At 63.2% G+C, this 23264-nt stretch carries 20 protein-coding genes; 7 read left to right on the plus strand and 13 right to left on the minus strand.

From position 1 onward, the window contains the following. Positions 1–75: 75 nt before the first annotated feature. The 10 genes from ACVIGB_RS09185 to ACVIGB_RS09230 all read right to left on the minus strand — a co-directional run bounded on the left by ACVIGB_RS09185 (position 76) and on the right by ACVIGB_RS09230 (position 11111). The gene (locus tag ACVIGB_RS09185; RefSeq protein ID WP_092114618.1) at positions 76–774 is read right to left on the minus strand and encodes an ABC transporter ATP-binding protein; all 699 of its coding nucleotides are present in this window, start codon (positions 772–774) and stop codon (positions 76–78) included. A gap of 8 nt (positions 775–782) precedes the next feature. Beyond that, on the minus strand, positions 783–2063 hold the full coding sequence (locus ACVIGB_RS09190; protein WP_092114619.1) for a lipoprotein-releasing ABC transporter permease subunit: 1281 nt from the start codon (positions 2061–2063) through the stop codon (positions 783–785). Positions 2064–2135: 72 nt separating this feature from the next. Next, complete coding sequence (gene proS, locus ACVIGB_RS09195) at positions 2136–3455, minus strand: proline--tRNA ligase (protein WP_456722909.1); 1320 nt, start codon at positions 3453–3455, stop codon at positions 2136–2138. A gap of 164 nt (positions 3456–3619) precedes the next feature. Continuing rightward, positions 3620–5197 (minus strand): copper resistance CopC/CopD family protein, encoded by a 1578-nt coding sequence (locus ACVIGB_RS09200; RefSeq protein ID WP_456722908.1) that lies wholly within the window; start codon positions 5195–5197, stop codon positions 3620–3622. A gap of 3 nt (positions 5198–5200) precedes the next feature. Next, entirely contained in the window at positions 5201–5728 is a 528-nt protein-coding gene (locus tag ACVIGB_RS09205; RefSeq protein WP_456722907.1) for a YcnI family copper-binding membrane protein, read from the minus strand. 7 nt (positions 5729–5735) lie between these two features. Then, positions 5736–6263: a copper chaperone PCu(A)C gene (locus ACVIGB_RS09210; RefSeq protein ID WP_456722906.1), complete on the minus strand. Its 528-nt coding sequence runs from the start codon at positions 6261–6263 to the stop codon at positions 5736–5738. A 34-nt stretch (positions 6264–6297) separates the two neighbouring features. Next, entirely contained in the window at positions 6298–6795 is a 498-nt protein-coding gene (locus ACVIGB_RS09215) for a TlpA family protein disulfide reductase (RefSeq protein ID WP_456722905.1), read from the minus strand. Beyond that, entirely contained in the window at positions 6792–8018 is a 1227-nt protein-coding gene (locus ACVIGB_RS09220) for an exo-alpha-sialidase (RefSeq protein ID WP_456722904.1), read from the minus strand. Before ACVIGB_RS09220 ends, ACVIGB_RS09215 begins: the two co-directional genes overlap by 4 nt. 11 nt (positions 8019–8029) lie before the next feature. Beyond that, complete coding sequence (locus ACVIGB_RS09225; protein ID WP_456722903.1) at positions 8030–10408, minus strand: TonB-dependent receptor family protein; 2379 nt, start codon at positions 10406–10408, stop codon at positions 8030–8032. A gap of 82 nt (positions 10409–10490) precedes the next feature. After that, positions 10491–11111, minus strand: coding sequence for a DUF2946 domain-containing protein (locus ACVIGB_RS09230; protein WP_456722902.1), 621 nt, complete (start codon positions 11109–11111; stop codon positions 10491–10493). A 209-nt stretch (positions 11112–11320) separates the two neighbouring features. On the opposite strand from ACVIGB_RS09230, the gene ACVIGB_RS09235 reads away from it, so the two are divergent. The 7 genes from ACVIGB_RS09235 to ACVIGB_RS09265 all read left to right on the plus strand — a co-directional run bounded on the left by ACVIGB_RS09235 (position 11321) and on the right by ACVIGB_RS09265 (position 20382). Further along, positions 11321–11746 (plus strand): globin, encoded by a 426-nt coding sequence (locus ACVIGB_RS09235; protein WP_456722901.1) that lies wholly within the window; start codon positions 11321–11323, stop codon positions 11744–11746. A gap of 88 nt (positions 11747–11834) precedes the next feature. Next, entirely contained in the window at positions 11835–12872 is a 1038-nt protein-coding gene (locus ACVIGB_RS09240; protein WP_456722900.1) for a sugar ABC transporter substrate-binding protein, read from the plus strand. A gap of 9 nt (positions 12873–12881) precedes the next feature. Continuing rightward, positions 12882–14384 carry a sugar ABC transporter ATP-binding protein gene (locus tag ACVIGB_RS09245; protein ID WP_456722899.1) on the plus strand — a complete coding sequence of 501 codons (1503 nt, stop codon included), beginning with the start codon at positions 12882–12884 and terminating at the stop codon, positions 14382–14384. Positions 14385–14396: 12 nt separating this feature from the next. Next, positions 14397–15431: an ABC transporter permease gene (locus ACVIGB_RS09250; protein WP_092125653.1), complete on the plus strand. Its 1035-nt coding sequence runs from the start codon at positions 14397–14399 to the stop codon at positions 15429–15431. A 902-nt stretch (positions 15432–16333) separates the two neighbouring features. Further along, positions 16334–18064 carry an adenylate/guanylate cyclase domain-containing protein gene (locus ACVIGB_RS09255; RefSeq protein WP_342711414.1) on the plus strand — a complete coding sequence of 577 codons (1731 nt, stop codon included), beginning with the start codon at positions 16334–16336 and terminating at the stop codon, positions 18062–18064. Between the two features lie 41 nt (positions 18065–18105). Next, positions 18106–18930 (plus strand): phosphatase PAP2 family protein, encoded by an 825-nt coding sequence (locus ACVIGB_RS09260; protein ID WP_456722898.1) that lies wholly within the window; start codon positions 18106–18108, stop codon positions 18928–18930. A gap of 78 nt (positions 18931–19008) precedes the next feature. Further along, complete coding sequence (locus ACVIGB_RS09265; RefSeq protein WP_456722897.1) at positions 19009–20382, plus strand: S8 family serine peptidase; 1374 nt, start codon at positions 19009–19011, stop codon at positions 20380–20382. A gap of 677 nt (positions 20383–21059) precedes the next feature. On the opposite strand, the gene mtnK is transcribed toward ACVIGB_RS09265, so the two are convergent. The 3 genes from mtnK to mce all read right to left on the minus strand — a co-directional run bounded on the left by mtnK (position 21060) and on the right by mce (position 23226). Then, positions 21060–22364 carry an S-methyl-5-thioribose kinase gene (gene mtnK, locus ACVIGB_RS09270; RefSeq protein WP_456722896.1) on the minus strand — a complete coding sequence of 435 codons (1305 nt, stop codon included), beginning with the start codon at positions 22362–22364 and terminating at the stop codon, positions 21060–21062. A gap of 175 nt (positions 22365–22539) precedes the next feature. Continuing rightward, positions 22540–22815, minus strand: a complete 276-nt coding sequence (locus ACVIGB_RS09275) for a DUF1467 family protein (protein ID WP_456722895.1) — start codon at positions 22813–22815, stop codon at positions 22540–22542. 6 nt (positions 22816–22821) lie between these two features. Beyond that, positions 22822–23226: a methylmalonyl-CoA epimerase gene (gene mce, locus ACVIGB_RS09280; RefSeq protein ID WP_092114633.1), complete on the minus strand. Its 405-nt coding sequence runs from the start codon at positions 23224–23226 to the stop codon at positions 22822–22824. Positions 23227–23264 lie beyond the last annotated feature (38 nt).

Consider the following 23264-nt stretch of genomic DNA (forward strand, 5'->3'; position numbering starts at 1 on the left):
GAGCGGAAAAAGCCCTACACTCCTGTGCTTAGCGTATGTTCTTCACACGAACTGCGACCCACTTCGCGCGAAACGCTATTCGAGCTCGACGACCTGTCCGTTCGACAGTGACACCCGACGATCCATCCGTGCGGCGAGATCCATGTTGTGGGTCGCGATCAGCATCGCGACCCGGGTCGCCTTCACGAGCTGCATCAGCGCGTTGAAGACGTGATCGGCGGTTCCCGGATCCAGATTCCCGGTCGGCTCGTCCGCAAACAGCACCCGCGGTGCGTTCGCAACCGCGCGCGCGATCGCCACGCGCTGCTGTTCGCCGCCCGAGAGTTCGGCGGGACGATGGGTGATGCGGTCGCCAAGTCCGAGATACGCCAGGATCTCGGTCGCCCGCTTCACGGTCTCGGAGCGCTTGAGGCCACGAATCATCTGCGGCAGCATGACGTTCTCGAGCGCCGAGAACTCCGGCAGCAGCCGGTGCGACTGATAGACGAAGCCGATATCGGAGCGGCGAATTTGCGTGCGGTCGATGTCGGACATCTGCGAGGTCGGCGTGCCCGCGACATACACCTCACCCTCATCGGGACTCTCCAGCAGGCCCGCGATGTGCAGCAGCGTCGACTTGCCGGATCCCGACGGCGCCACCAGCGCCACCGATTGACCGGGCCACAGCGCGAGCTTGGCACCGTTCAGGATCGTCAGCGTCGCTTCGCCCTGCCTGTATTCCCGCTTGATATCATGAAGATAGACAACCGGTACGTCTTCCGCCCCCTCTGCCATGTGCGCCCCTATTCGTACCGGAGCGCTTCGACCGGATCGAGGCGCGCGGCGCGCCACGACGGGTAGAGCGTCGCCAGGAAGGACAGCGTCAGCGCCATGATCACGACGGCGAGCGTCTCGCCGAAATCGACCTCAGCCGGCAGCTTGGAAAGGAAATACAGCTCCGGCGAGAACAGCTCGGTGTTGGTGAGCCATGACAGGAACTGCCTGATCGATTCGATGTTCAGGCAGATCAGCATTCCGACGGCAAAGCCGGTCAGCGTTCCGACCACGCCGATCGAGGCGCCGGTGATCAGGAATATCCGCATGATCGAGCCCTGCGAGGCGCCCATGGTGCGCAGGATCGCGATGTCCTGGCCCTTGTCCTTCACCAGCATGATCAGCCCGGAGACGATGTTGAGCGCCGCGACCAGCACGATCATGGTCAGGATCAGAAACATCACGTTGCGTTCGACCTGCAGCGCGTTGAAGAACGTCGAGTTGCGCTGCCGCCAGTCGACCAGGAAGACCGGCCGACCGGCCGCCTCCGTCACCAGCTTGCGGTAGGTGTCGATCTTGTCCGGATTGGTCGTGAACACCTCGATCGAGGACACGTCGTTGTTGCGGTTGAAATAGGCCTGCGCCTCGGCCAACGGCATGAAAACGAATGTCGAATCGTATTCCGACATGCCGATCTCGAACACCGCCGTTATCTTGTAGGGCTTGATGCGCGGCGTGGTGCCCATCGGCGTCACCGCGCCCTTCGGCGAAACCAGCGTGATCATGTCACCGGCATGCAGCGAGAGCTGATCGGCAAGCCGACGGCCGATCGCAACCCCCTGCCCCTCGTCGAAGCCCTCGAGCGTGCCCTGCTTGATGTTCTTGGCGATCGAGGTGAGGTTGTTGAGATCGTCGGCGCGAATGCCGCGGATGAAGACGCCGGCCGCGTTGAACGGCGACGACCCGAGCCCTTGTCCGTCAACAACGGGCGCGGCCAGACGGATGCCCTGCACCTGGCTGATGCGGTCGGCGACGTCCTTCCAGTCGGTCAGCGGCGATTCCAGTGGCTGCACCAGAAGGTGGCCGTTGAGGCCGAGGATCTTGTCGAGCAGCTCCTTGCGGAAGCCGTTCATGACGGCCATCACCACAATCAGCGTCGCAACACCGAGCATGATGCCAAGGAACGAAAAGCCCGCGATGACCGAAATGAACCCTTCCTTGCGGCGTGCGCGCAGATAGCGTCCGGACAGCAGCCATTCGAATGGCGCAAAAGGCGGGGTACGGACTGGCTCGTTCATGGTCTCATCCATCTCTCGATAATCCCATGATTCGGGTCAAATGTGGCCGGATTACCCCGCCGATAGATTCGGCGTGAATAAACTTTAACCCGCGAGCTTCGCGACCACGTCCGCGGGGCTCATGTTCTCGCGTGAACCGTCGCTGCGGCGCTTCACCTCGACCTTGCCTTCCGCGAGCCCCTTGGGCCCAACGAGAATCTGCCAGGGGATACCGATCAGATCGGCCGCGGCGAACTTGGCGCCGGCGCGCTGATCGGTGTCGTCGTAGAGCACGTCGACGCCGTTCGCCGAGAGCTCGCGATAGAGCTGCTCGCACGCACCGTCGACCGCGGCATCGCCCTGCTTGAGGTTGAGGATCGCGGCACGGAACGGCGCGACCGCCTCGGGCCACTTGATGCCGGCATCATCGTGACAGGCCTCGATGATCGCGCCGACCAGGCGCGACACGCCGACACCGTAGGAGCCGCCATGGATCGGCACGTCGACGCCGTCAGGACCCGCCACCATCGCCTTCATGGTGTCGGAATATTTGGTGCCGAAATAGAAGATCTGGCCGACCTCGATGCCGCGGGTGTTCAGCCGTTTTGCTTCCGGCACTTCCTGTTCGAAGCGCGCAGCCTCGTGGACGTCCTCGGTCGCAGCATAGACCGAGGTCCACTGCTTGATGATGGGCGTCAGATCGCCGTCATAGTCCACGTCCTCGCCCGGCACCGGCAGGTCCAGCACATCGCGGTTGATGTAGACGCCGGATTCGCCGGTCTCCGCCAGCACGATGAATTCGTGGCTGAGGTCGCCGCCGATCGGTCCGGTCTCAGCCCGCATCGGGATCGCCTTCAGGCCCATCCGCGCGAAGGTGCGCAGATAGGCCACGAACATCTTGTTATAGGAACGCCGCGCGCCGGCCTCGTCGAGGTCGAACGAATACGCATCCTTCATCAGGAATTCGCGGCCGCGCATCACGCCGAAACGCGGACGCTGCTCGTCGCGGAACTTCCACTGGATGTGGTAGAGGTTGAGCGGCAGGTTCTTGTAGGACTTGACGTAGGAGCGGAAGATCTCGGTGATCATTTCCTCGTTGGTCGGCCCGTACAACAGCTCGCGCTTGTGACGATCGAGAATCCGCAGCATCTCCGGGCCATAGGCGTCGTAGCGGCCGCTTTCACGCCAGAGATCGGCAAGCTGCAGCGTCGGCATCAAAAGCTCGAGCGCACCGGCGCGGTCCTGTTCCTCGCGGACGATCTGCTCGATCTTCTTCAGCACCCGGAAGCCGAGCGGCAGCCAGGCATAGATGCCGGCCGCCTCCTGCCGCATCATGCCCGCGCGCAGCATCAGCCGATGCGAGACGATCTCCGCCTCTTTCGGGTTTTCTTTCAGGATGGGCAGGAAAAACCGCGACAATCGCATGGCGTTACTCGGGAATCAGGAAAGCATGGGAAGCGCAGCAGTGAAACCGGATCGGCTGTGAAAACACAAGGCCGCCAAATGACAAAAGCCCTTCAAATCAGGCTATTTTCCGCCATTTGAGCGATTTGCGTCCCGCCGGCGCGCCCGGCGCGCCGATCGTGCGTTTACCTGACCTCGAAATCGTCTTCCAGCGTCACTTTCTTGAAATCGGTCACCAGGGCGTCGATCTGCATGTGCCAGCGGCCCGGGACCGGCAACGGCACCTTCTTCACGTGCCAATAGCCGTCGGGACCCAGCGCGGCGCTCCGTTCCAACGGCTCGATGCCGCGATCCGGCAGGCTCAGCGTCAGTGTCGCCTCCTTGGCCGCGAACGGGCTCGCATCGCCGTTCATCAGCTGCAGCACGAAGTCATTCTGCCCGACCTTGCCCGGCGCGATCAGCACCTGGAACATCGCGGCATCGGTGTGGATGTGCACCGCGAGCGGAACGTCGTCTGACATTGCCAGCACGCGCGGCGGCGGCGTGAAGCGCCATAGCGCGACGAGACCGAGGATCGCGATCATCAGCACGAACTCGAGCGCGATCGAGCGCTGCAGCGGCCGCGTGCGGTGAAATTCGCGCGCGATCGCCGGCGTGAACACCAGCCGGTTCAGCGCAGCGAGCGTGAGCAACAGCGACACCAGCACAAATTTCACGAGGAGAATGTTGCCGTATCCGGTGTCGATCAGTGCGCCAAAGCTTTCGAGCTGAACGATGGCAAGCGCGAGGCCCGACAGAGCGATCAACGCGACGACCGGCACCGCGAGCATTGAAAAGCGCCCGAGCACCCGCAGCAGCGAATCCTTGCGCTGCCAGGCCAGCACCGCCAGCGGCCCGAGCGCACCCATCCAAAACGCCAGACCAACGCCATGGATGAACAGCGCGGTCCGCGTCAGCCATTGCGGAGACGCGGTGGCGGCATGGCCGCTGACCGAAAGCGACAGCCCGACACAGATCATTGCGACCGCGGTACGGATCCAGGCCGCGCTGAACGACGGACTGCGCCAGGCGGTCGCCGCGATCAACATCGCAGCAATCGCGAGCAGCAGTGCAGGAAACAGGCTGGTGCCGGCGGCGCTGGCCCACGCCGCCCAGGTCAGGACGCCCGTGATCGGCAGGTTCAGCAGGTCGACGCCCTGCAAGCCAAGCGAGGCGACCGCGCCGATGAGGCCGATCGCCAGCGACCACATGATCAGCCGTTCGCCGGCCGGGCCCTGCCCGATCCAGGCGGCAAAGAGCACGCCGCCGACGCCGGCAAACAGCCCGAGATAGAGCCCGAGCCGCGCCAGCCAGATCAGCGCATGCAGCACGCCATCGCCAGTTGGCGCCGCCGAGCCGGTGACGACGCCGATCGAGAACAAGAGCGAGCCCGCGACCGGATGGCCGTCCTGCGACACCACGCGATAGCTGACCACCTGCGTGCCCTGAGGCAGGTCCGCCGGCAGGGTCACCATGACAGATTGATCGACGGCGCGGATCGTGACGTCGCGCGGCTTGCCCGCAGCGTCGAGTAGGCTGACCGCGGTCGGCGCCACCGCTTCGTTGAAGCGGAGCACCACTGTCTTCGGTGCCTCCGTCACCACGCTGCCATCCGCAGGTTCAGCGGCGATCAGGACGGCATGCGCATGGGCCGAGGTCGCAAGACACAGCGCCAACAGCAGCGCAGCCAGGCCTGTTACAACAAGACTTGCGACCGCCCGCACGGCTTACGACTTCGGCAGCAGCTTGACGCCGGGCGCCGGCGTCTTGCTGCCATGGTCGTGCCCGCCGCCCTGCCCCTCGGCCGGGATATCGATCCAGCGGCTGACGCCCTGTTCGCATTCCTGCACGACGGGAAAATACAACGTGGTGTTCGGCTTCAGCGTATCGGTGAGATACGTCTGCATCACGAACTCGTCGTAGTTCTGGTCGGAGAGCTTGCCATCGCTCCAAGCGACTTCCTTCACGCCTTCGGAGAGCTTGGCACCGTGATAGTCGTACTGGGTCGTATATTTGCCGGTCACCGTATCCAGGGTCCAGCCGGGCTTCGGCATCGGCTTCACCCCGATCACGCCTTCCGGAATCTGCACGCGGATCTTGATCGTCGCCGATCCCGCGCAGCCATGCGGCACGGCGAAGACCGCCTTGTAATACGAACCGACCGGCGCCTGCTTTCCTTCAAGCGTGATGTGAGCGACCGCCGGCGAAGCTGCGAGCAGCGCCGCCGTGGCAATGAAGAGCGTGTGTGATCGCATGGCTTCCTCACATCTTCTTCATGTCCATGTGACCGGAATGGTCGCCATGGCCGGAGTGATCGCTGCCACCCGGCGCCTGCGCACCGACCGCTTGCACGTCCAGCGAGACCGAGACCTTGCCGGCCTTCTCGAATTCGAGCGTGACCGGCACCTTGTCGCCCTGCTTCAGCGGGTTCTTCAGGTCGAACATCATCAGGTGATAGCCGCCGGGTGCGAGCTTCACGGTCTTGCCCGGCTCGATGGTCAGTCCCTTGTCGAGCGCACGCATCTTCATGACGCCATTGTCCATCGACATTTCGTGGACCTCGATCTTGCCGGCGACGTCGCCCGAGCCTGAAACCAGCCGGTCGGGCGTCGTCCCCTTGTTCTCGATCGTCAGGTAGCCGCCGCCGATCTTGGCGCCGTTCGGCGTGGCGCGCGTCCACGCCTGGGTGATCACGAGGTCGCCGGCCTTGACGTCCTCCGCGCGTACGGACGTAGACACGAGCGCAGCAGTCAGCGTCGTGAGGGCGAGGATGCGAGGGAACGATTTCATGGTGACGGCTTCCTTTCAGATTGAAGTAGTTGTGCTATCGGATTGTTGCGGCCTGGGCCTCAGACCATTTGTTCAGATCGGCGATTTCGGCCGATCCTTCGATCGTTGTGATCGTTCCGTCACGCGCAATCAGCATGGTTCGCGGGATATCGCCTTGCCACGCCGGATCGATCTCAAACCTCAATCGCTCGGCAAAGCCGTCGCCAAAAATCCAGTTTTCGGCGGAAGCGAGCCCGGCGTGATCGAGCATCGATCGCGTCGCCTCGGGAAGGTTCGGAACCAAATCCGCGCTGATCGTGACGACGTCGACATCGGGATGATCCTTCATGAACTGGCCAAGCTGCGGCAGTTCGACCTTGCATGGTCCGCAGGTCACGCCCCAAAAGTGCACCAGGGTCGGATGACCGGCATGCGCATGCAGCAGCTTCTGCCAGCTGCCGCGTTCGAACGGCTTCGGCGCGCCCTCGCCCGCCGCCAGTGCGGACGGCAGCGTTGCGAGCAGGACAAGAGCAGCGAGCAAATGACGTTTCATGGTTCGCCCTCGATCGCTTGAAAATGGTAGCCGTCGGCCTTCGTCATCCACGACAGGTAGGTCTGCCGACTGTCCGAGACCAGCAGCGGATGGTCGGAGCTGTCGGCGGTGTCGGCGATATCAGTGGGCTTCGACCATGTCGCTCCATCGTCGTGCGATGTCATCAGATTGATCGATGTCTTCTGCCCGTCGAACTCCTTCCAGACCATCACAAGCCCCAGCGGCCCGGCGGCGATCTGCGGCCGTGACGGGCTGCGGTTCGGCTGACCGATCTGAAGCGGATCGGAGAAGGTTTTGCCGCCGTCGCGTGACCGCGCATAGAACAATCCCTTGCGCGCCTTTCCGTTGGTGTACCACGTCACGTGGTAGGTTCCTGCGGACGAGATGGTCAGGCTTGGACCGTGGTGCGGGCATGCCGCGATCTGCCAGTCGTCGCGGCTCACCCGATGCACCTCGCCGGGCGTAGCCAGATCGTTGAATGTCACGATCGCATGGTCGCGCACGCCGCCTTCGAAAATATTCCGGAACACGACCACCGGATGGCCGGCACCATCGAACGCCAGGGCGAGACGGCAGCATTCGCAGGTGTTGTCGGCCACGAGCCGCGCATCGGAATAGGTCGCGCCACCATCTTTCGAGGTCGCAAAGAACAATCCGGCACCGTCATACTTCTCGCCGCGCTGCTGTGCCGGCACGCGATTGCGCTTGTCGAGCCAGACCGCGAACACGGCACCGGCTGGATCGAAGCCGATCGCCTCGAACCGCTGGCTCTCGTTGTTGGTGGTGATCGGCTTCGGCGGATCGAAGCTGCGCCCGCCATCGGTCGACCGCGTGGTCAGCACCTGCCCATTGAAGGCTTGATCGCGGAAGGTCGAGAAAGCCAACGCGAGCTCCCCCTTGGCGTCGATCGCAAGCTTCGGCCGGGCGTCCGGCCCCCAATCCAAATTGAGCCGCTCCCGCGTCACCTGTACCGGCGCGGAAAAGCTCCTGCCCCGATCCTTCGAGCTCGCGACGGAGATCTGGCCTCCGGCCATCCATGTCAGCCACAGTGTCCCGTCCGGCGCGAAGGCCGGAGTGACCTTGCTCGCGCAGCGCAGCACGGTCTCTTCGCAGGCCGCTTCGGAGGCGTGCTGATGGCTCATCTGTGCCATGGCAAGGTTCGGCAAGACCGCAAGCATGACCGTTGCCAGCACCGTCAGAGTCGCAGGTTTGCGGTATCTCATCGATGCGCTCCTCACTTGAACGCAATCTTCATGCCCGCCACGAAGGCGCGCGGTGATCCGGCATAGATCGAGTTGGTCGAGTTCGCCAGTACGCCCGCGGGATTTTGAATGCCGGCCGCGGTTACCGAGTTTGCAATGTTGTTCGCCGAAGCCACGTAGGTCCGATCGAACACGTTCCGCACCTCGAGATACAGATTCAGCGACTTGAAATAATCGGAGATCAGGTCCGTCGTGTAGTGAACGTTGAGATTGACCAGCTCGTAACCCGGCGCCCGCAGCAGATTGGCGTTGTCCATGTAGAAGGCATCCTTCCACTGGACCTCGACGAACCCGCCAAGCCCCTGCAACGCACCCGACGGCTGGTCATAGCCAAGCCGTGTCGTCAGCTCGTTCGGCGAGACGCCGGGAATCTTGTTGCCGGCACGATTGAATGTGAAGCCGCTGATGCTTTCCGTGTAGTCGGTATATACTTCGTCCAGGTAGGTGTAGGCCGCCGTGAGCCGCCACCCCTGATAAAAGCCCCATTGAGCGGCGAGCTCGACGCCGCGATGTTCCGAGCGCGGTGCGTTAAAGGTGTATGTAAATCCCGCCACAGGCGTCGCCTGAGAAACAAGTTCATTGTTGAAGAATTCGTAGAAGGCGCTGGCGCTAACCTTCACGCTCTTGTTGGGCGACCAATCCGCGCCGAGGTCGTAGCCGAGGTTGGTCTGGGTTTTGAGCGACGTGTTGTTGCCCGATGACCCATTCGGCAGAACGAACAGATTGCTGACTTGCGGCGTACCGTAGCCGGTCGCCACGCGAGCACGTAGCTGCCATTCGTCGTCCGGCTTGTAGATGAGCGCGAACTCCGGCGCGGTGTTGGTGAACACAGGTGCCGCTTGCGTCACAGTCGCTCCCACGATTGCGGGATTGTTGGTGACCGGATAGGACAGCAAAGTGTTGACACCGTTTAGCGTGGTCGTTTCCCAACCGACCCCAGCGATCGCCGTCACCGAGGGAATCAGCTTGATTTCTTCCCGCGCCCGGACGCCATAATTGGTTGTCGATTGATACAGACTGCTCTGTGGCAGTCCGAGTGTCGCATTGCCCGCGGGCGAAACGTTCCAGGTCGTACCGGTCGTCGTGAGGGTGTTGTACCAACCCCCGACCATCGTGGTCGAATCCATTCCGAACAATTCGCCGCGCTTGGTCAAATCGCTCATGAAGTTGTACGAAGGATAGTCACCCAGCGCGCTAGTCGACCCCGTCGGCTGATTGATGTTCCTGTCGTCGAAGACGAATTGGTTGCGCCACGTAGTCGTGTTGTCGAAATCGTGCTCCCAGCGGCCCCCAACGATCGTCCGGCGGTCATCTCGGCCGAGGCCAGCTTGAACCGCAGTCTCGGTGGATTTGGTTCCGTTGAAGCCGTTGTTGAACAAGGTCACGGTTCCACACCCCGGCGCGGCCGTTGCGCCGGTCGCGCAGCCCTGCTGGAACGGATTCTGGTAGAATTGATTGAGCGACGAGCGGATCGGCAGGCGCGCGGTCAGGTCATTGTTGATCAGCTTCACCGTGAAACGGTCGTCCGGCGTGACCTGCAGAGTGCCGAGGAAATTGACGGTCTGGGTATTGAACCAGCTGTTGCCGATATAGCCGTCGCCACGCGCGTCGCTCGCGAACAGCGAGCCCTCGAAATTGCCGACCTTCTTGCCCGCGGCGAGATAGTTGTTGAGATAGCCGAAGCTGCCGCCATCGACGCCGTATTCCACGCCGTCGATCGTGCCGCCCGGCCGGGTCCGGAAATTCAACGCGCCGCCGGTCGCATAGTTGCCGTAGAGCGCCGATGACGGCCCGCGGACCACGTCGATCGCGCCATAGGCGTGCGGATCGATCAGGTCGCTGCGAGACAGGCCGTCCGGCTGAGTGACCGGAAAGCCGTCGTCGAAGATCACCAGATTGCGGATGCCGAAGCCATTGCGTGCATTCGACCCGCGAATCGAGATGCCGAAATCACGCGGGCCGTTGCCCTGTTTGATCGAGATGCCGGGGCTGTCGCGTAACACGTCCGCCACCGAGAAGGACGGCCGATTGTCGAACTGGCTGCGATCGATGGTGGTTTGCGTCTGACCGGCGGGCCCCTGGTTCAGGCTGTCCCGCGCCGCGCCGGGTGTGATGCGCTGCGCGCGGCCGGCCGCTGCCACGGCCAAGGGCGCCAGCGGCCTTGCGGGCCGCCGGGCGGCAACCGCGCGGATCTTCGGCTTGGATCTTGCCGATTTCGGGCGCGCGGCCTGCGGCGCATCGACCGTGACGGACGGCAGCGTCGTCTGGGCCTCTGCCCAACTTGTAAGCATGGAAAGCCCGAGGCCCAGCGTGAGCGCACTGGCTCCGGCCCGCGGATGAAATCGAAACATGGATGAATCCTGACACCGGCTCTGCGGCCGGCTTGCTCAAAGGCACTCGCCGGCGCAACGCGCACCGGCAGCGAGAACGTCGTCAGGAAAAAAGCGGCGGCGCGCGGGCTTGCGCGGAGAGGCGCGCTTGCGAGCGATCGAATTCGCCCGCGAAATCAAGCCACGCGATGCGCGTTGAAGGCCGCTCGACGGCGTGAGCCGTCGTCGCCGGATTATCAACGGGCGCACCGGTCTGCAGCACGCTGCATGCGGAGCAACAGCCGTCATGGGCATCATGACCGGACTGGTCACCCTGCCCGGCTCCGGAGCCGGCATTGCCATGGCAGGTGGTGGCGGCCGCGAGCGGATCGGACGCGGCAAAGCTCGCCGCCCAGCAGGCCCCGATCGGTGCGAAAATCTGCACCAGCAGGGCAACCAGGACTATGGGCAGAAAAATCTTCAGCCGCCGGCGCATCGCAAAACCCATCCGGGACGGAACTAACCACCACAGCCGTCGGAAGTCGAGATCATCGACCTCGCTCGTTTCTTCCGGCTGACGGAAATAGCCGGACGTGACACTATCGTCACGGCCACTCCACCGGCCTTTGTATCCCCTTACCCCGTCACGTGTTTTCAGCTCACTTTCGCAACTGCCGGTGGCACCATCCCAATCATTTCGCAAATTGCTCGAAATTTGAACAATCGTTGCCGAAAATGATGACAAGGCTGGAAAGATAGTCTACCAATTCGGGCTCAGGCCAGCCGCGAGGTGTGTCCTGGTGGTCCAAGTCTCGGGAGGAGCCCGACGCGCACAAGCAGCGTCACCCCATCAATCAAGATCAAACCGAATTTTTGGGGCAAATAGGGTCGACACAATTTTTGGAGCAGGGCTTGAAGCCCTGCTCTTTTTTTATGTGATGATCGCAAAGCGCTATGACTCCATCATCGAATCCAATCGAACGCAGTTTTGAACTCGCAGCAGCGGCTTGCGATGATCTGACGCCGTTGGTGTACCAGCGCTTGTTTCGCGGACATCCCGAGGCGCAGGCGATGTTTCGCACCGAAGGCAGCGAGCCGGTGAAAGGCTCGATGCTGGCGTTGACGATCGAAGCCATCCTCGATTTCGCGGGCGAGCGCCGCGGACATTTTCGCCTGATCGAATCCGAGGTGTTCTCGCATGATGCCTACGGGACGCCGCGCGAATTGTTCGTCGCATTCTTCGCCGTGATCGCGGACTGCTTGCGCGACATTCTCGGTGAGCAATGGTCTGACGAGATCGATGCTGCGTGGCACAAGCTGCTTCGCGACATCGAGGCCATCGTGCTGCAACAGAAACATCTCGTGGACGCGAAGGCGTAGCGTCACCGTTCCGATTGTGACACACTCCCTTTATCCGCGGCGCGTGCAACTGACGCCGACGGTCAGAAAAACGAAGAGGGAGCAAACAATGCCAGGGACCGACAAGGGGATGGACAAGGCGTCGACGACGCGGCGCGACCTTCTGCAAATGGCGGCGGCAGGCGGAGCTGCGGCCGGCCTGTTCGGCGGAATGGGCGCGACGACGTCCGCGCTCGCAGCCGAAACGGGACGCTCGGAAAAACCGCTGAAGGCCGCGTTCTCCAACGCCGGACTGCAGGCGACGTGGTGCGCACAGGGCAAGCAGGCCGCCGAGTTCTGGGGCAAGCTGTTCAATGTCGAGGTGACCTGGTTCGACGGCCAGCTCGATGCCGTCAAGCAGCGCGCCGCGATCGACAACATGGCCTCGCAGAAATGGGACTTCGTCGCGATCCAGGCATTCGGCATCGGCACGCTGACCCAGCCGGTGCAGAAGATGATCGACGCCGGCACCCCCGTCATCGACATGGACACGCTGATCGCGCCGCTCGACCAGATCAACGTCCATTCGTTCCTCGCCCCCGACAACGAGTTCATGGGCGCCTCGGTGACGCAGGCGCTGTGCAACGCGATCGGCGGCAAGGGCAAGGTCATCATGACCCAGGGCGCGCTCGGCCACACCGGCGCGCAGGGCCGCGCCAAGGGCTTCAACTCCGTCGTCAAGCAGTTCCCGAATATCGAGGTGCTGGATACCCAGCCCGCCGACTGGGACGTTTCCAAGACCGCCCGGCTCTGGGAAACCTACCTGACGAAATATCCGCAGATCGACGCCGCCTTCTTCCACAATGACGACATGGCGCTTGCCGCCGCGAACATCATGAAGGCGCACAACCGCAACAACATCCTGATCGGCGGCGTCGACGCCATGCCGCCGGCGATCCAGGCGGTCAGCGAAGGCCGCATGTTCGCAACCGTCCGCAATCCGTCCTGCCGCATCCATGGCGGCGCGATCGTCGCGGGCGTCGCCGCCGTGGTCGGCGGCGAGAAGAGCGGCCAGGGCATTCCGAAGAACGTCGTGACCGATGGTCCCGTCGTGACCAAGGCCAACGCCGCCGGCATGCAATGGATGGAGGATCACTTCCTGATCTGAGCGGTCCGCATGTCGCAGGGACGCTCCCCGATCCTCGAGTTGAACCAGATCACGAAGGCCTTCGGCGGTGTCGAAGCCCTTCGTGGGGTCGACTTTGCGCTGCACGCCGGCGAGATCCATGGTCTCGTAGGCGAGAACGGCGCCGGAAAAAGCACGCTGATGAAGATCATCGCCGGCGTGCACCCGGAGTTCTCCGGCCGTTTCGTGCTCGACGGCAAGGAAACCCGGTTCCGCTCCACCCGCGACGCCCATGCCGCCGGCATCGGCATGGTGCATCAGGAACTCAGCGTCGCGCCTGATCTCACCGTCGCCGAGAACGTCTTCCTCGGCAACCAGCCGACCAACCGCCTCGGCTTCGTGCAATGGCGGCGGATGGCGCGCGAGGCCGGCGAGCAGCTGTCCCGGTTCGGCATCGACGTCGATCCGATGACGCGGCTCGGCGACCTGCCGATCGGCCTGCAGCAACTGATCGAGATCGCCCGCGTGCTGTTCTCCGGCGCGCGCATCATCATCCTCGACGAGCCGACCTCGGCCCTCTCCCCGCCCGAGGTCGAGCGCCTGTTCACGACACTGCACAGGCTCCGTGACGAGGGCACCAGCATCGTCTTCATCTCGCATTTCATCGAGGATATCCTGCGGGTCTCCGATCTGGTGACCGTGTTCCGCAACGGGCGGAAGATCGCCGAGACCGCGTCCGCGGACACCACCAAGGGCGCGCTGATCGAAGCCATGATCGGCCGCGGCGGTGAGGCGCTGGAGCACAGCTACACCGACGACCTGATGCTCCCGAAACCGGGTGGCGGTTCGACGGTCCTGAAGGTCAATCAGCTCTCGCTCCGCCGCAGCCTGCAAGACGTCTCGTTCGAGGCCCGCGCCGGTGAAGTGCTCGGCGTCTACGGCTTCATGGGCTGCGGCCAATTGGAGCTGTCGCGCATCCTGTTCGGCAAGCTCCGGCCGGACGCCGGAACGCTTGTTGTCGATGGCTCCGCCAAGACATTCCGCAGCACCGCGGCGGCACGGCGGGCCGGCGTTGCGCTGGTGCCGGAGAGCCGCCGCGCCATGCTGTTCCACCAGGAGCCGGTCTACAAGAACATCTCGATCAGCATCCTCGAGCGGATCTCGGCGCTGCTGCTCAAGCCGGTGCGCGAGCGCGCGATCGCCCAGCGCCAGGTCGAGCAGTTGCAGATCAGGCCGCCGGTGGTCGGCCTCGATCTCGGCATGCTCTCCGGCGGCAACCAGCAGAAGGTGGCGCTGGCGAAATGGCTGACCTACCCGCCGCGCCTCCTGGTGCTGTGCGAGCCGACCCGCGGCATGGATGTCGGCGCCAAGAACGACGTGATCAACATCGTGCGCGACCTCCGCGCCAAGGGACTGGCGATCATCGTTCTGTCGACCGAGCCGGAAACGGTGCTGTCGCTGGCCGACCGGATCCTGGTGCTGAAGCGCGGCGCGGTGGTGCGTGAATTCGCGGGCGAAGCGGTCAGCAAGGATCGGCTGCTCGAGGCGGCCTAATGGAGTGGGATGATGGCGAGCAGTGACAGCGCGACGAGCCCAGCCGATCACAAGCGGCCGCGCGGGCTGGCGCCGTTCCTGCGCTCGCAGATGCGCAATATCGCGCCGTTCCTGACGTTGATCTTTCTCAGCGGCTTCTTCGCGATCGCCAGCCCGTCGTTTGCGACCATCGACAATCTCGGCAATATCCTGACGCAGGTGTCGGTCACCGGCATCATCGCCGTCGGCCTCACCTTCGTGATCCTGTGCGCCGAGATCGACCTGTCGATCGCCAGCATCGCCAACGTCACCGGCATTGCGGTGGCGTACTTCACGCTGCAGGAGTCCTACGTCAACATCGCCAATGTCCCGATGCCGGGCTTTGCCGCGATCCTGCTGGCGCTGGCGCTGTGCGCGCTGCTCGGCCTCGTCAACGCGCTGGGCTTGACCGTGATCGGCATCCCCTCCTTCATCATGACGCTGGCCATGATGCAGATCGCGGCCGGCGTCTCGGCGCTCCTGGTGCGCGGCCAGATCGCCTACAAGGTGCCGCCGCTGATCACGACGCTCGGCTCGGGCTCGATCGGCGGCATCCCCTGGATCGTGATCGTCGCCGCGGTGATGCTGCTCGGCGGCCATCTGGTGCTGACCTACACGCGCTTCGGCCGCTACGTCTACATGGTCGGCGGCAACCGCGAGGCTGCGGAGTTTGCCGGCCTCAACGTCAAGCTCATCCTCGGCAGCGTGATGGTGATCTCGGCGGTCTGCTCGGGGATCGGCGGCATGCTCGGCGTCGCCCATTTCGGCAGCGCGCAGCAGAACGAGTTCGACACTTATCTCCTGGATTCGATCGCGGCCGTGGTGGTCGGCGGCACCAGCCTGTTCGGCGGCCGCGGCGGCATCGGCAACACCATCGTCGGCCTGTTCGTGCTCGGCGTGCTCAACAACGGCCTCGACCACGTCAACATCGACAGCTTCCTGAAGATCCTGATCCGCGGCCTGATCCTGCTCGCGGCGCTGATCATCAACGTGTACGCGCAGCGGCTGCGCGAGCAGGCGGCGGAGTGAGCTTGCCGAAGCCAGCTCAGCATCATGGTGATGGAAGCGCTCGTCCTCTCCAGTTGTCGATATCGCGGCACATCCACCGCTGTCGTCCTGGCGAAAGCCAGGACCCATACTCCGCAGCAGGAGTTGTGAATGGGATTCGTCGTCCCAGCGTCGCGCAACAATGGGCATTCGGGGTAATGGGTCCTGGTCTTCGCCAGGACGACGATGAGTATGGGGACGCAGCTTCGCATTCTCGCGACATCATTTGCCCGAGCTTTGCGCTTTCGTTCCGCCCTCTCTCTTGAAGAGGGCGCAGGGAAAGCCGGGTGCCGATCGCACCCATGGGCCCCGTGCATAGGATAGAAAGCACGGGGGTAGGACCACAGGTGTAACCGGAAACAACCCGGCTTTCCCTGCGCGATGGCTTACGGCTTATACGTGCTCTCCCCGGCGAGACTGGGCTTTGTTGTCACCGTTCTCGCAAGGCGCATCGCGCTTCGCGAAAAGACACCTACCGCTAGGGCGTCAGGCCTGCACGACTTCGCCGTCCGCATCATGCGCATTCGTCGACTGCGCATTCGGCGTCCACCGCATCTCGACCGACGTTCGTGACGACCGCGAAGCGCCCCTCGATCGGGTGAGACGGGCGGATTCATATATTGAGTTGCTCTTCTGATAAAGCGAAATATTTTTGCTGCGGGAGCTTGCGCCGTCGGGCAACTCAGTGGCATGGGCGCCCTCAGCGAACCCCAAGCCGCCGACCGCGCGCAAGCACGGTCGATTTGTCCTGGAATGCAGGGCGTTCGGCGAGCGCTGTCAATGGCGTCAAGTCATGCTATGCTGATCATGTTCGGCAACGTCGCGGGGCAATAGCGGTGATCCATCCGGGGGTCAGTACTGGGGAATCTCCGCCGAAGAGGCGCGTGCTCGCCATTCTGGCTGCTGATGTCGTCGGGTATGCTCGCCTCACCGAGGTGGCGGAGGAAGCCACTCACGTCCGCCTCCGCGCGCTTCGCTTTGGCGTGATCAACCCGTGCATCGTCTCCTATCGCGGCAAGATCGTGAAGAATACGGGTGACGGCTATCTCGCCTCGTTCGATTCTTCGCTTGATGCCGCGCGGTGCGCGGTCGCCCTGCAGCATGAAGTGGCCGCGGTGCAGAGCCGAGAAGGACATGATCGGAAGATACAATTCCGGATGGGTCTGAACGTTGCACAGACCATCGTCGAATCGGAGGACATCTTCGGAAAGGGCGTCAACATAGCGGCGAGGCTCGAGCAGTCAGCGCCCGCTGGCGGCGTCATAATTTCAGATGAGATGTTCCAGGAGATCAAGGACCGGCTCGAGGTAGCTGTCGAAGATCTCGGCTTGCTCCGGCTCAAGCACCTTTCGCGACCCGTCCACGCTTACTCTCTCCTGCTGCCGGAGGCCGAGCGATTGCCGCCAAGCCGGGCGAGCCGTCAGGCCAAGGTGCCCTTCATCGCGGTGCTGCCGTTTCGTACGCAAGGAAGCCCGGAGGACGATTACTTCGGCGATGGGACGGCCGACGAGATCGTTGTGGCGCTTCAGAGCATCCGTGGCCTGTTCGTCATCTCAAGCATGTCCACGCTTCCCTATCGTACCGGACCGGTCGACAGCCAGAAGGTCGGCCAAGAACTCGGGGTCCGTTACGTCTTGAGCGGCAGCATCCGCCGGGCCGACAAGCAGCTTCGCATTGGAGTGGAGTTGAAGGACGTCGAAGCCGGCATCGTGCTGTGGGCAGATCACTATGACGGCGATGTCTCCGAGCTATTTGAATTTCAGAGCCGCATTGCGACGCGCATCGTGTGGAGTATTGCTCCCCAGGTCCGCGAGGCGGAGCTGAAGCGGGCGCTCCGCAAGCGTTCGGACAATCTCAATGCCTATGAGTTGCTCATGAAGGCGATCGACTTCATGTATCGCATGAATTTCTTCGACTTCGGCCGAGCGGGCGAATTGTTGCAGGCCGCGATCGCTTCGGATCCGAATTATGCGACCGCCTATGCCTATGCCGCGCTTTGGCACATTCACAATGTCGCACAAGGCTGGGGCGCCGAGGGCGGCCCCGACGCGGCGGAAAGTGCACGCCTTGCCGCTGCCGCGGTCGATCGTGCGCCGGCTGACGGCTTCGCGTTGGCCGTTCTTGGGCACACCAAAGCACTTTTATTCAAAGACTATGATGCGGCGCTCGACCTCTTTGATAGAGCATTGAGCGCGTCGCCCGGAAATGCTATGGCTTGGACGCTTAGCAGCGGCGTGTACGGCTACCTTGAGGAGGGGCAATCGGCGATCACGCGCGCTGAACAGGGATTGCGTCTATCGCCGGCCGACACACAGGCATATTTTTACCTGATGTTCCTCGGCCAAGCGCATTATATCAGTGGCAATTTCGATGAGGCGGTCGTCTGGGCACGCAAGACCGCTGCTTTAAACGGACGGCTATCCGCCAACTTGCGTGTCCTGGCAGCGGCCTATGTTGCGAGTGGCCGAGGCGCAGAAGCGCGGGCCGTCGCCAAGACTCTTCTTGAGATACAACCTCGATTCCAACTTTCGGCCTACAGTGAGCGGTGCCCATTCAGAGAAGGTCTGCGGGAGCGCTTCATCGATCATTTGCGGCAGGCGGGTTTGCCAGACTGAAGTCGTGGTGCATTTTCACAGCGAACGACAGGAGGTCCGTGATGGGGGGCAATTGGTTCGGAAGCGGGTTCGGAGGCAACTGGACAGGCGGCTCGGGTGGCGGCAATGCAACGCCCGTTTATGCCATGCGGGCTGACCGGCCCCTTGCCGAGATCGCGATACCACGGGCGTACAACGCCGAGTTCAAGGAAGCGGAATGGGATCCGGATTTGCGCGCCACGGCGATCCTGCCCGAATTCCTGGCGCAGCAGATCGGAGGCCAGCACTGGCAGGCGGCGGTCGCGCTACCACCCCCCACCTACCCGGTCACGACGCAGATGATCGACGAACTCCTTGTGCTGGCGGTCGCGGAGCGACCCGAAGCGTTGGGCGAAATCGTGGAGGAAGATCAGAATTTTCAGCTGCGCTGGCTGCAGCTTCTCAACATCAATGCCGCATCCTACCCGCACACGTTCCTGCTGATGAAGATCATGGCCCGGATCGGCGAGTTCACGATGGTCCAGCTCAAGCTCCAGTATTCGAACATGGCCGGTGCAGCCCCCCCACCCTATTGGTACCAGCCGCGACCAAACCAGGTCTGCCCGACACTGTATCCGCCGGTCGCGGTCCCGGGGCATCCAGCCTATCCGGCCGGGCATGCGCTCATCGGCACGCTCACGTCCGCATGCCTTGCTGACCTGCTGCCTCAATACAGCCAGGCATTGAGCGCGTTGGCTGCGCGAGTCGCGATGAACCGGATGATCGCGGGATTGCATTATCGCGAGGACATTGATGCGGGCGCCAGGTCAGCGCTCGCCTTGAAACCCTTCCTCACGGCTTGCCCGTTCTATGCCGCCACGTTCGCGCTCGCGCAGACCGAATGGTAGCGAGATCGCGCCCAACCTGAACCACTGGACCGGGAGGGAGCCGTGAAGCCCTGGGAAATGTCCACCGGCTATGTACGGGTGCTGGCGCAGCGCAATCAGCACGACACGCTGGTCCAGGCTGCGAATGACATGTTGGAGGGCCGGAGCCCAGCCGAGCAAATGCGGGTTTACGCCGACGCGAACGCGAAGCACGACTTTGTCGTCGACACTGAATTCGGCGCCGTGCCGATCTGGGACGGCGCCGATCGCCGACCGGCGATCTCTGTGAACGACAGGGGCAAAAAGGCGCGCTCGCTCCTCGCGCTCGATAAATCGAGGAAATTCCTGATCCGAGCCTACGTTGCTCCCGCGAGCCTCGCGAAATCGAATTTCAACGATGGCGAGCCGGTCTGGTCCGACCCGGATCTAAGCGGCAACTATGCCTTACCGCCCGCAAACCAGGCCACAGGCGACACCCACCAGGTTCGGCAGGACCTCGACACGACGACGCTGCAGGACAACGGACTTTATGGTGGAGGCGTTGCCGTCGCCATCGTCGATACCGGCATCTGCAGACCGCACCTTGCCAAGCGGCTTGGCTTCAACCCGGCCCTTGATGTTGCCAATTCCTGGACGCCACCGACCCTGGCGACGACGCCGGGCCTCAATCGCATCGGACATGGCACGATGTGTGCCTATGGCGTGCTCGCGATTGCCCCGAACGTGACGCTGCTCGACTATCCGTTGCTGCTTGGGCGGCCGGCCGGGGAGCACACCGTCAGCGCAACGATCGGGGAAATGATCCGTGGCTATTTGATCCTGATCTGGCGCTGGGCGATCATCGGCACCATTTCGCAGAGCGCGCTGGTGGTCAACAACAGTTGGGGCATCTTTCATCCGAGCCTCGACGAATTTCCGGCCAACGATCCCAGGCGCTACATCGACAACCCCAATCACCCTTTCGCATTTTACGTCTGGTTGCTAACGGCATTCGGGGCTGACGTGGTTTTCGCAGCCGGCAATTGCGGGAACGGGTGCCCGAGCGCTGTATGTCTGCAGCGCACGGCGGGAATGATCATGGGCGCCAACGCATACACCGAAGTGCTGACGCTCGCCGGTTGCGACATTCACGACGCGCGCGTCTGTTATTCCTCGCAAGGACCTTCTATCGCGGGCATGCCTCCGCAAAAGCCGGACATCACTGCCTACACGCAGTTTCTCGGCTCGAAGGTGCTACGGGGCCCGCGCGGCTTCGAGCCGGACACCGGAACGTCCACATCATGCGCCATCGCTTCCGGGTGCATCGCTGCGCTGCGAACCCGGCAGCCACCGACGGCGACGGATCCGGCAGCCATGATTGCAGTATTGCAGGCGACGGCGTTGCCTGCGGGCGGCGCCGTGCCCAATTACGATTACGGCTATGGCGTCGTTCGGCCGGTGGCGGCGGGGCGGAGCCTCGGCATTATCCCATGACCCGCAAATGGCCGGCAGAGCCGGCATCAGACGTCAATGCTGTTCGCTCATGAGACATGTCGAGGCCGACGGGCCGAACGTCCACTCATGGTCACTAGGATTACTCTCTTGTCAGCGGCGACGGCACATCGCGATATAACCGGGAGCGTTTGCAGGAAAATCGCCGTTGCGGTCGGACTTGCTGTAAGTCAGGCCGCGGTAGCAGCCCCGCCCGATAGCCCAAGTCCCGCGCTTGCCCCATGGTTTGAGAGCCTGAAGCAACCAGGCACCGGTGCGTCGTGCTGCTCGATTGCGGATTGCCGGACGGTAGAGTTCCGACAGGACCGAGACGGCTACGAAGTACTAATCGATGGTCGCTGGAAGTTGTCGGCGCCATTCTGGCTGCGGGTCCCGCCAAACAGGATCATCGACAGAACCGACAACCCGACGAACCGCGCCGTGGTCTGTTTCACGCCTGAGGCCGGCATTCTCTGTTTCGTGCGTCCGGCCGAAAGCTAGTCCATGCCGCTGCGGCTTGATCTTAGTTCCTCAGCGGCAGCTTCGAGGGGTGACAAAGGTCGTACCAACGAACACCGCGACCGCCAGGGATAACCCCGCGGAACGGCTCGCCGAACATTCCTTGCCGATCCTCGTGGACGCGAATTCGACTTGCCGCACACGACGATCGATGCTCCCGGTTATCTGGCGAAATCCGGCTGCCAGTGGCGCAGCTCGCGCGCCGTGTAGGTGACCGTCCCGATCGTCGTGTAGGATGCCGCCTCCAGCATCATGTTGCGGGCGAGCTTGAGGGCCCGTGCCTCGCAGATCGCGCGCTGCTTCTCGTCCGCGATCCATTCGAAATCGATGTTGTGCGCGAGACCAAGGATGCGCCGGATGGTCTTGGCCGCGGCAAAGCCGACCGTGTCCTGGAACAGCCGCGCCATGTAGGCCTGCCGCTCCGCCTCCAGCCGCGCGGCGCCCGCCTCACCTGCGAACAGCGACACCGGATAGCCGTCGCCCTTCGCGTCGTTGCGCCACAGCGCGAGGAACTTGCGCGAAAATTCTGTCCAGACACCCTCGATGGTTTCCAATAGCCAGACCTCGAATGACGCGCGCTCGCCCGGCGTGCGCTCGTGGCCGGCAGAGGCCAGATAGGCCATCAGGAGATTGCCGATGACGGCGCCGATGTCGAAGCCCATTGGGCCATAGAAGGCGAACTCGGGATCGATCACCTTGGTCTCGCTGTCGGTGACCATGATCGAGCCGGTGTGCAGATCGCCGTGCAGCAGCGCCTCCGGGCTCGCCATGAATTTCAGCTTGAGCCTGCTAATCGCGACATGCAGGTCGAGATCCTCGCGGAACGCCGCCGCCGTCGCGTCGAGATATGGCGCGGTCCAGCGGTTCTGCTCGGCGATGCGATAGGGGTCGGTGAAGATCAAATCCTCGGTGATCTTGCAGAGCGCGTGGTTGCCGGCGAAATCGGCGATCCCCTGCTCCTTTTCCGCGGCCGACAGCGCCAGATCGGACGTGAAGAACAGCGTCTGCGCCAGGAATGTCGAGATATCCTCGACAAAGCGCGGATAACGCGTGGCCCCGATCAGGCCCTTGCGCATGATGATGTGGGGCTCGAGCAGCTCCATCGCGGTAAGCGCAAGCGGCGCGTCATGATGCAGCACAGCCGGCACGAGCTTCGACCCCAGTCGCGCCTGATGCACCAGCGCCAGATGTTCATAATGCGCCCGCGACAGCGGCAACGGCCAGCTCTCGCCGACCAGCCGCACATAAGGCAGCGCCTGCTTGACGGCGACGCCGCCGCTGTTGCCCTTGACGATGAAGACGAGGTTGAGATTGCCGTCACCGACCTCGCTGATCGACCAGCCGGCCGGCGCTCCGCCGAGTTGGGTGACGATGGCGGGAAGGCTCGCGAGATAGTCGCGCAGATCGGCCTCCCGCAGGATTCGATAGGCGCTCTGGGCGGAGCCCGGCTGTGCCTGCAGCTTCATCGTGGTCGCCTCCTCCGCATCGCCAGGGTGAGGTTGATCCTCACTCCATCGGCATCAGATCCTGGTCGGTTTTAGAACCGCATCCTCATCAGTTCGTAGCCCGGGTGAGCGTAGATACCCGGGAAAGTGTTCCCGCATGTCGCTTCGGTCATGCGGGCTACTTCCGGATGCACCTCTAGAACGGCATCCCCATCAGCTTCGACAGCCGCTCGATCGAGAGATAGCCGGCATAATAGGCCCACATGCCGATCGCGAAGATCACGGCCGAGATCAGCGTGGTCCAGAACAGCTTGCGGCCCATCCGCGCCATGATCGGAGCGCCGGGATCGGTGCCGGGCGCGCCGACGCCGTCCTCATGCTGGCTCCGTATGCCGAACGGCAGCGTCAGGAACAGCACGAGCCACCAAAGGACGAAGTAGATCGCAAGCCCGGTGGTGATCTGGTACGCCATGTGGGCTCAGGCCTGTTCGATCTCGACCAGGGCGCCGGAAAAGTCCTTGGGGTGGAAGAACAGCACCGGCTTGCCGTGCGCGCCGATCTTCGGCTGGCCGTCGCCCAGCACCCGCGCGCCCTCGGCGATCATGCGGTCGCGGGCGGCGATGATGTCGGGCACGTCGTAGCAGACATGGTGGATGCCGCCGTCGGCGTTGCGCTCGACGAACTTCGCGATCGGCGAGGCCTCGCCGAGCGGCTCGATGAACTCGATCTTGGTGTTGGGCAGCGTCACGAACACGGTGATGACGCCATGCTCCGGCAGCGGCACCGCGTCGGAAATCTCGGCATTGAAGGCCGTGCCGTAGATCTTGGCGGCCTGCCTGGCGTCCTTGACCGCGATGGCGACGTGATTGAGGCGGCCCAGCATATCTCTCTCCCTTTGTCGTTGCGCACGCCTTAAGGGCG

The sequence above is a fragment of the Bradyrhizobium sp. USDA 4341 genome, from assembly GCF_054063755.1.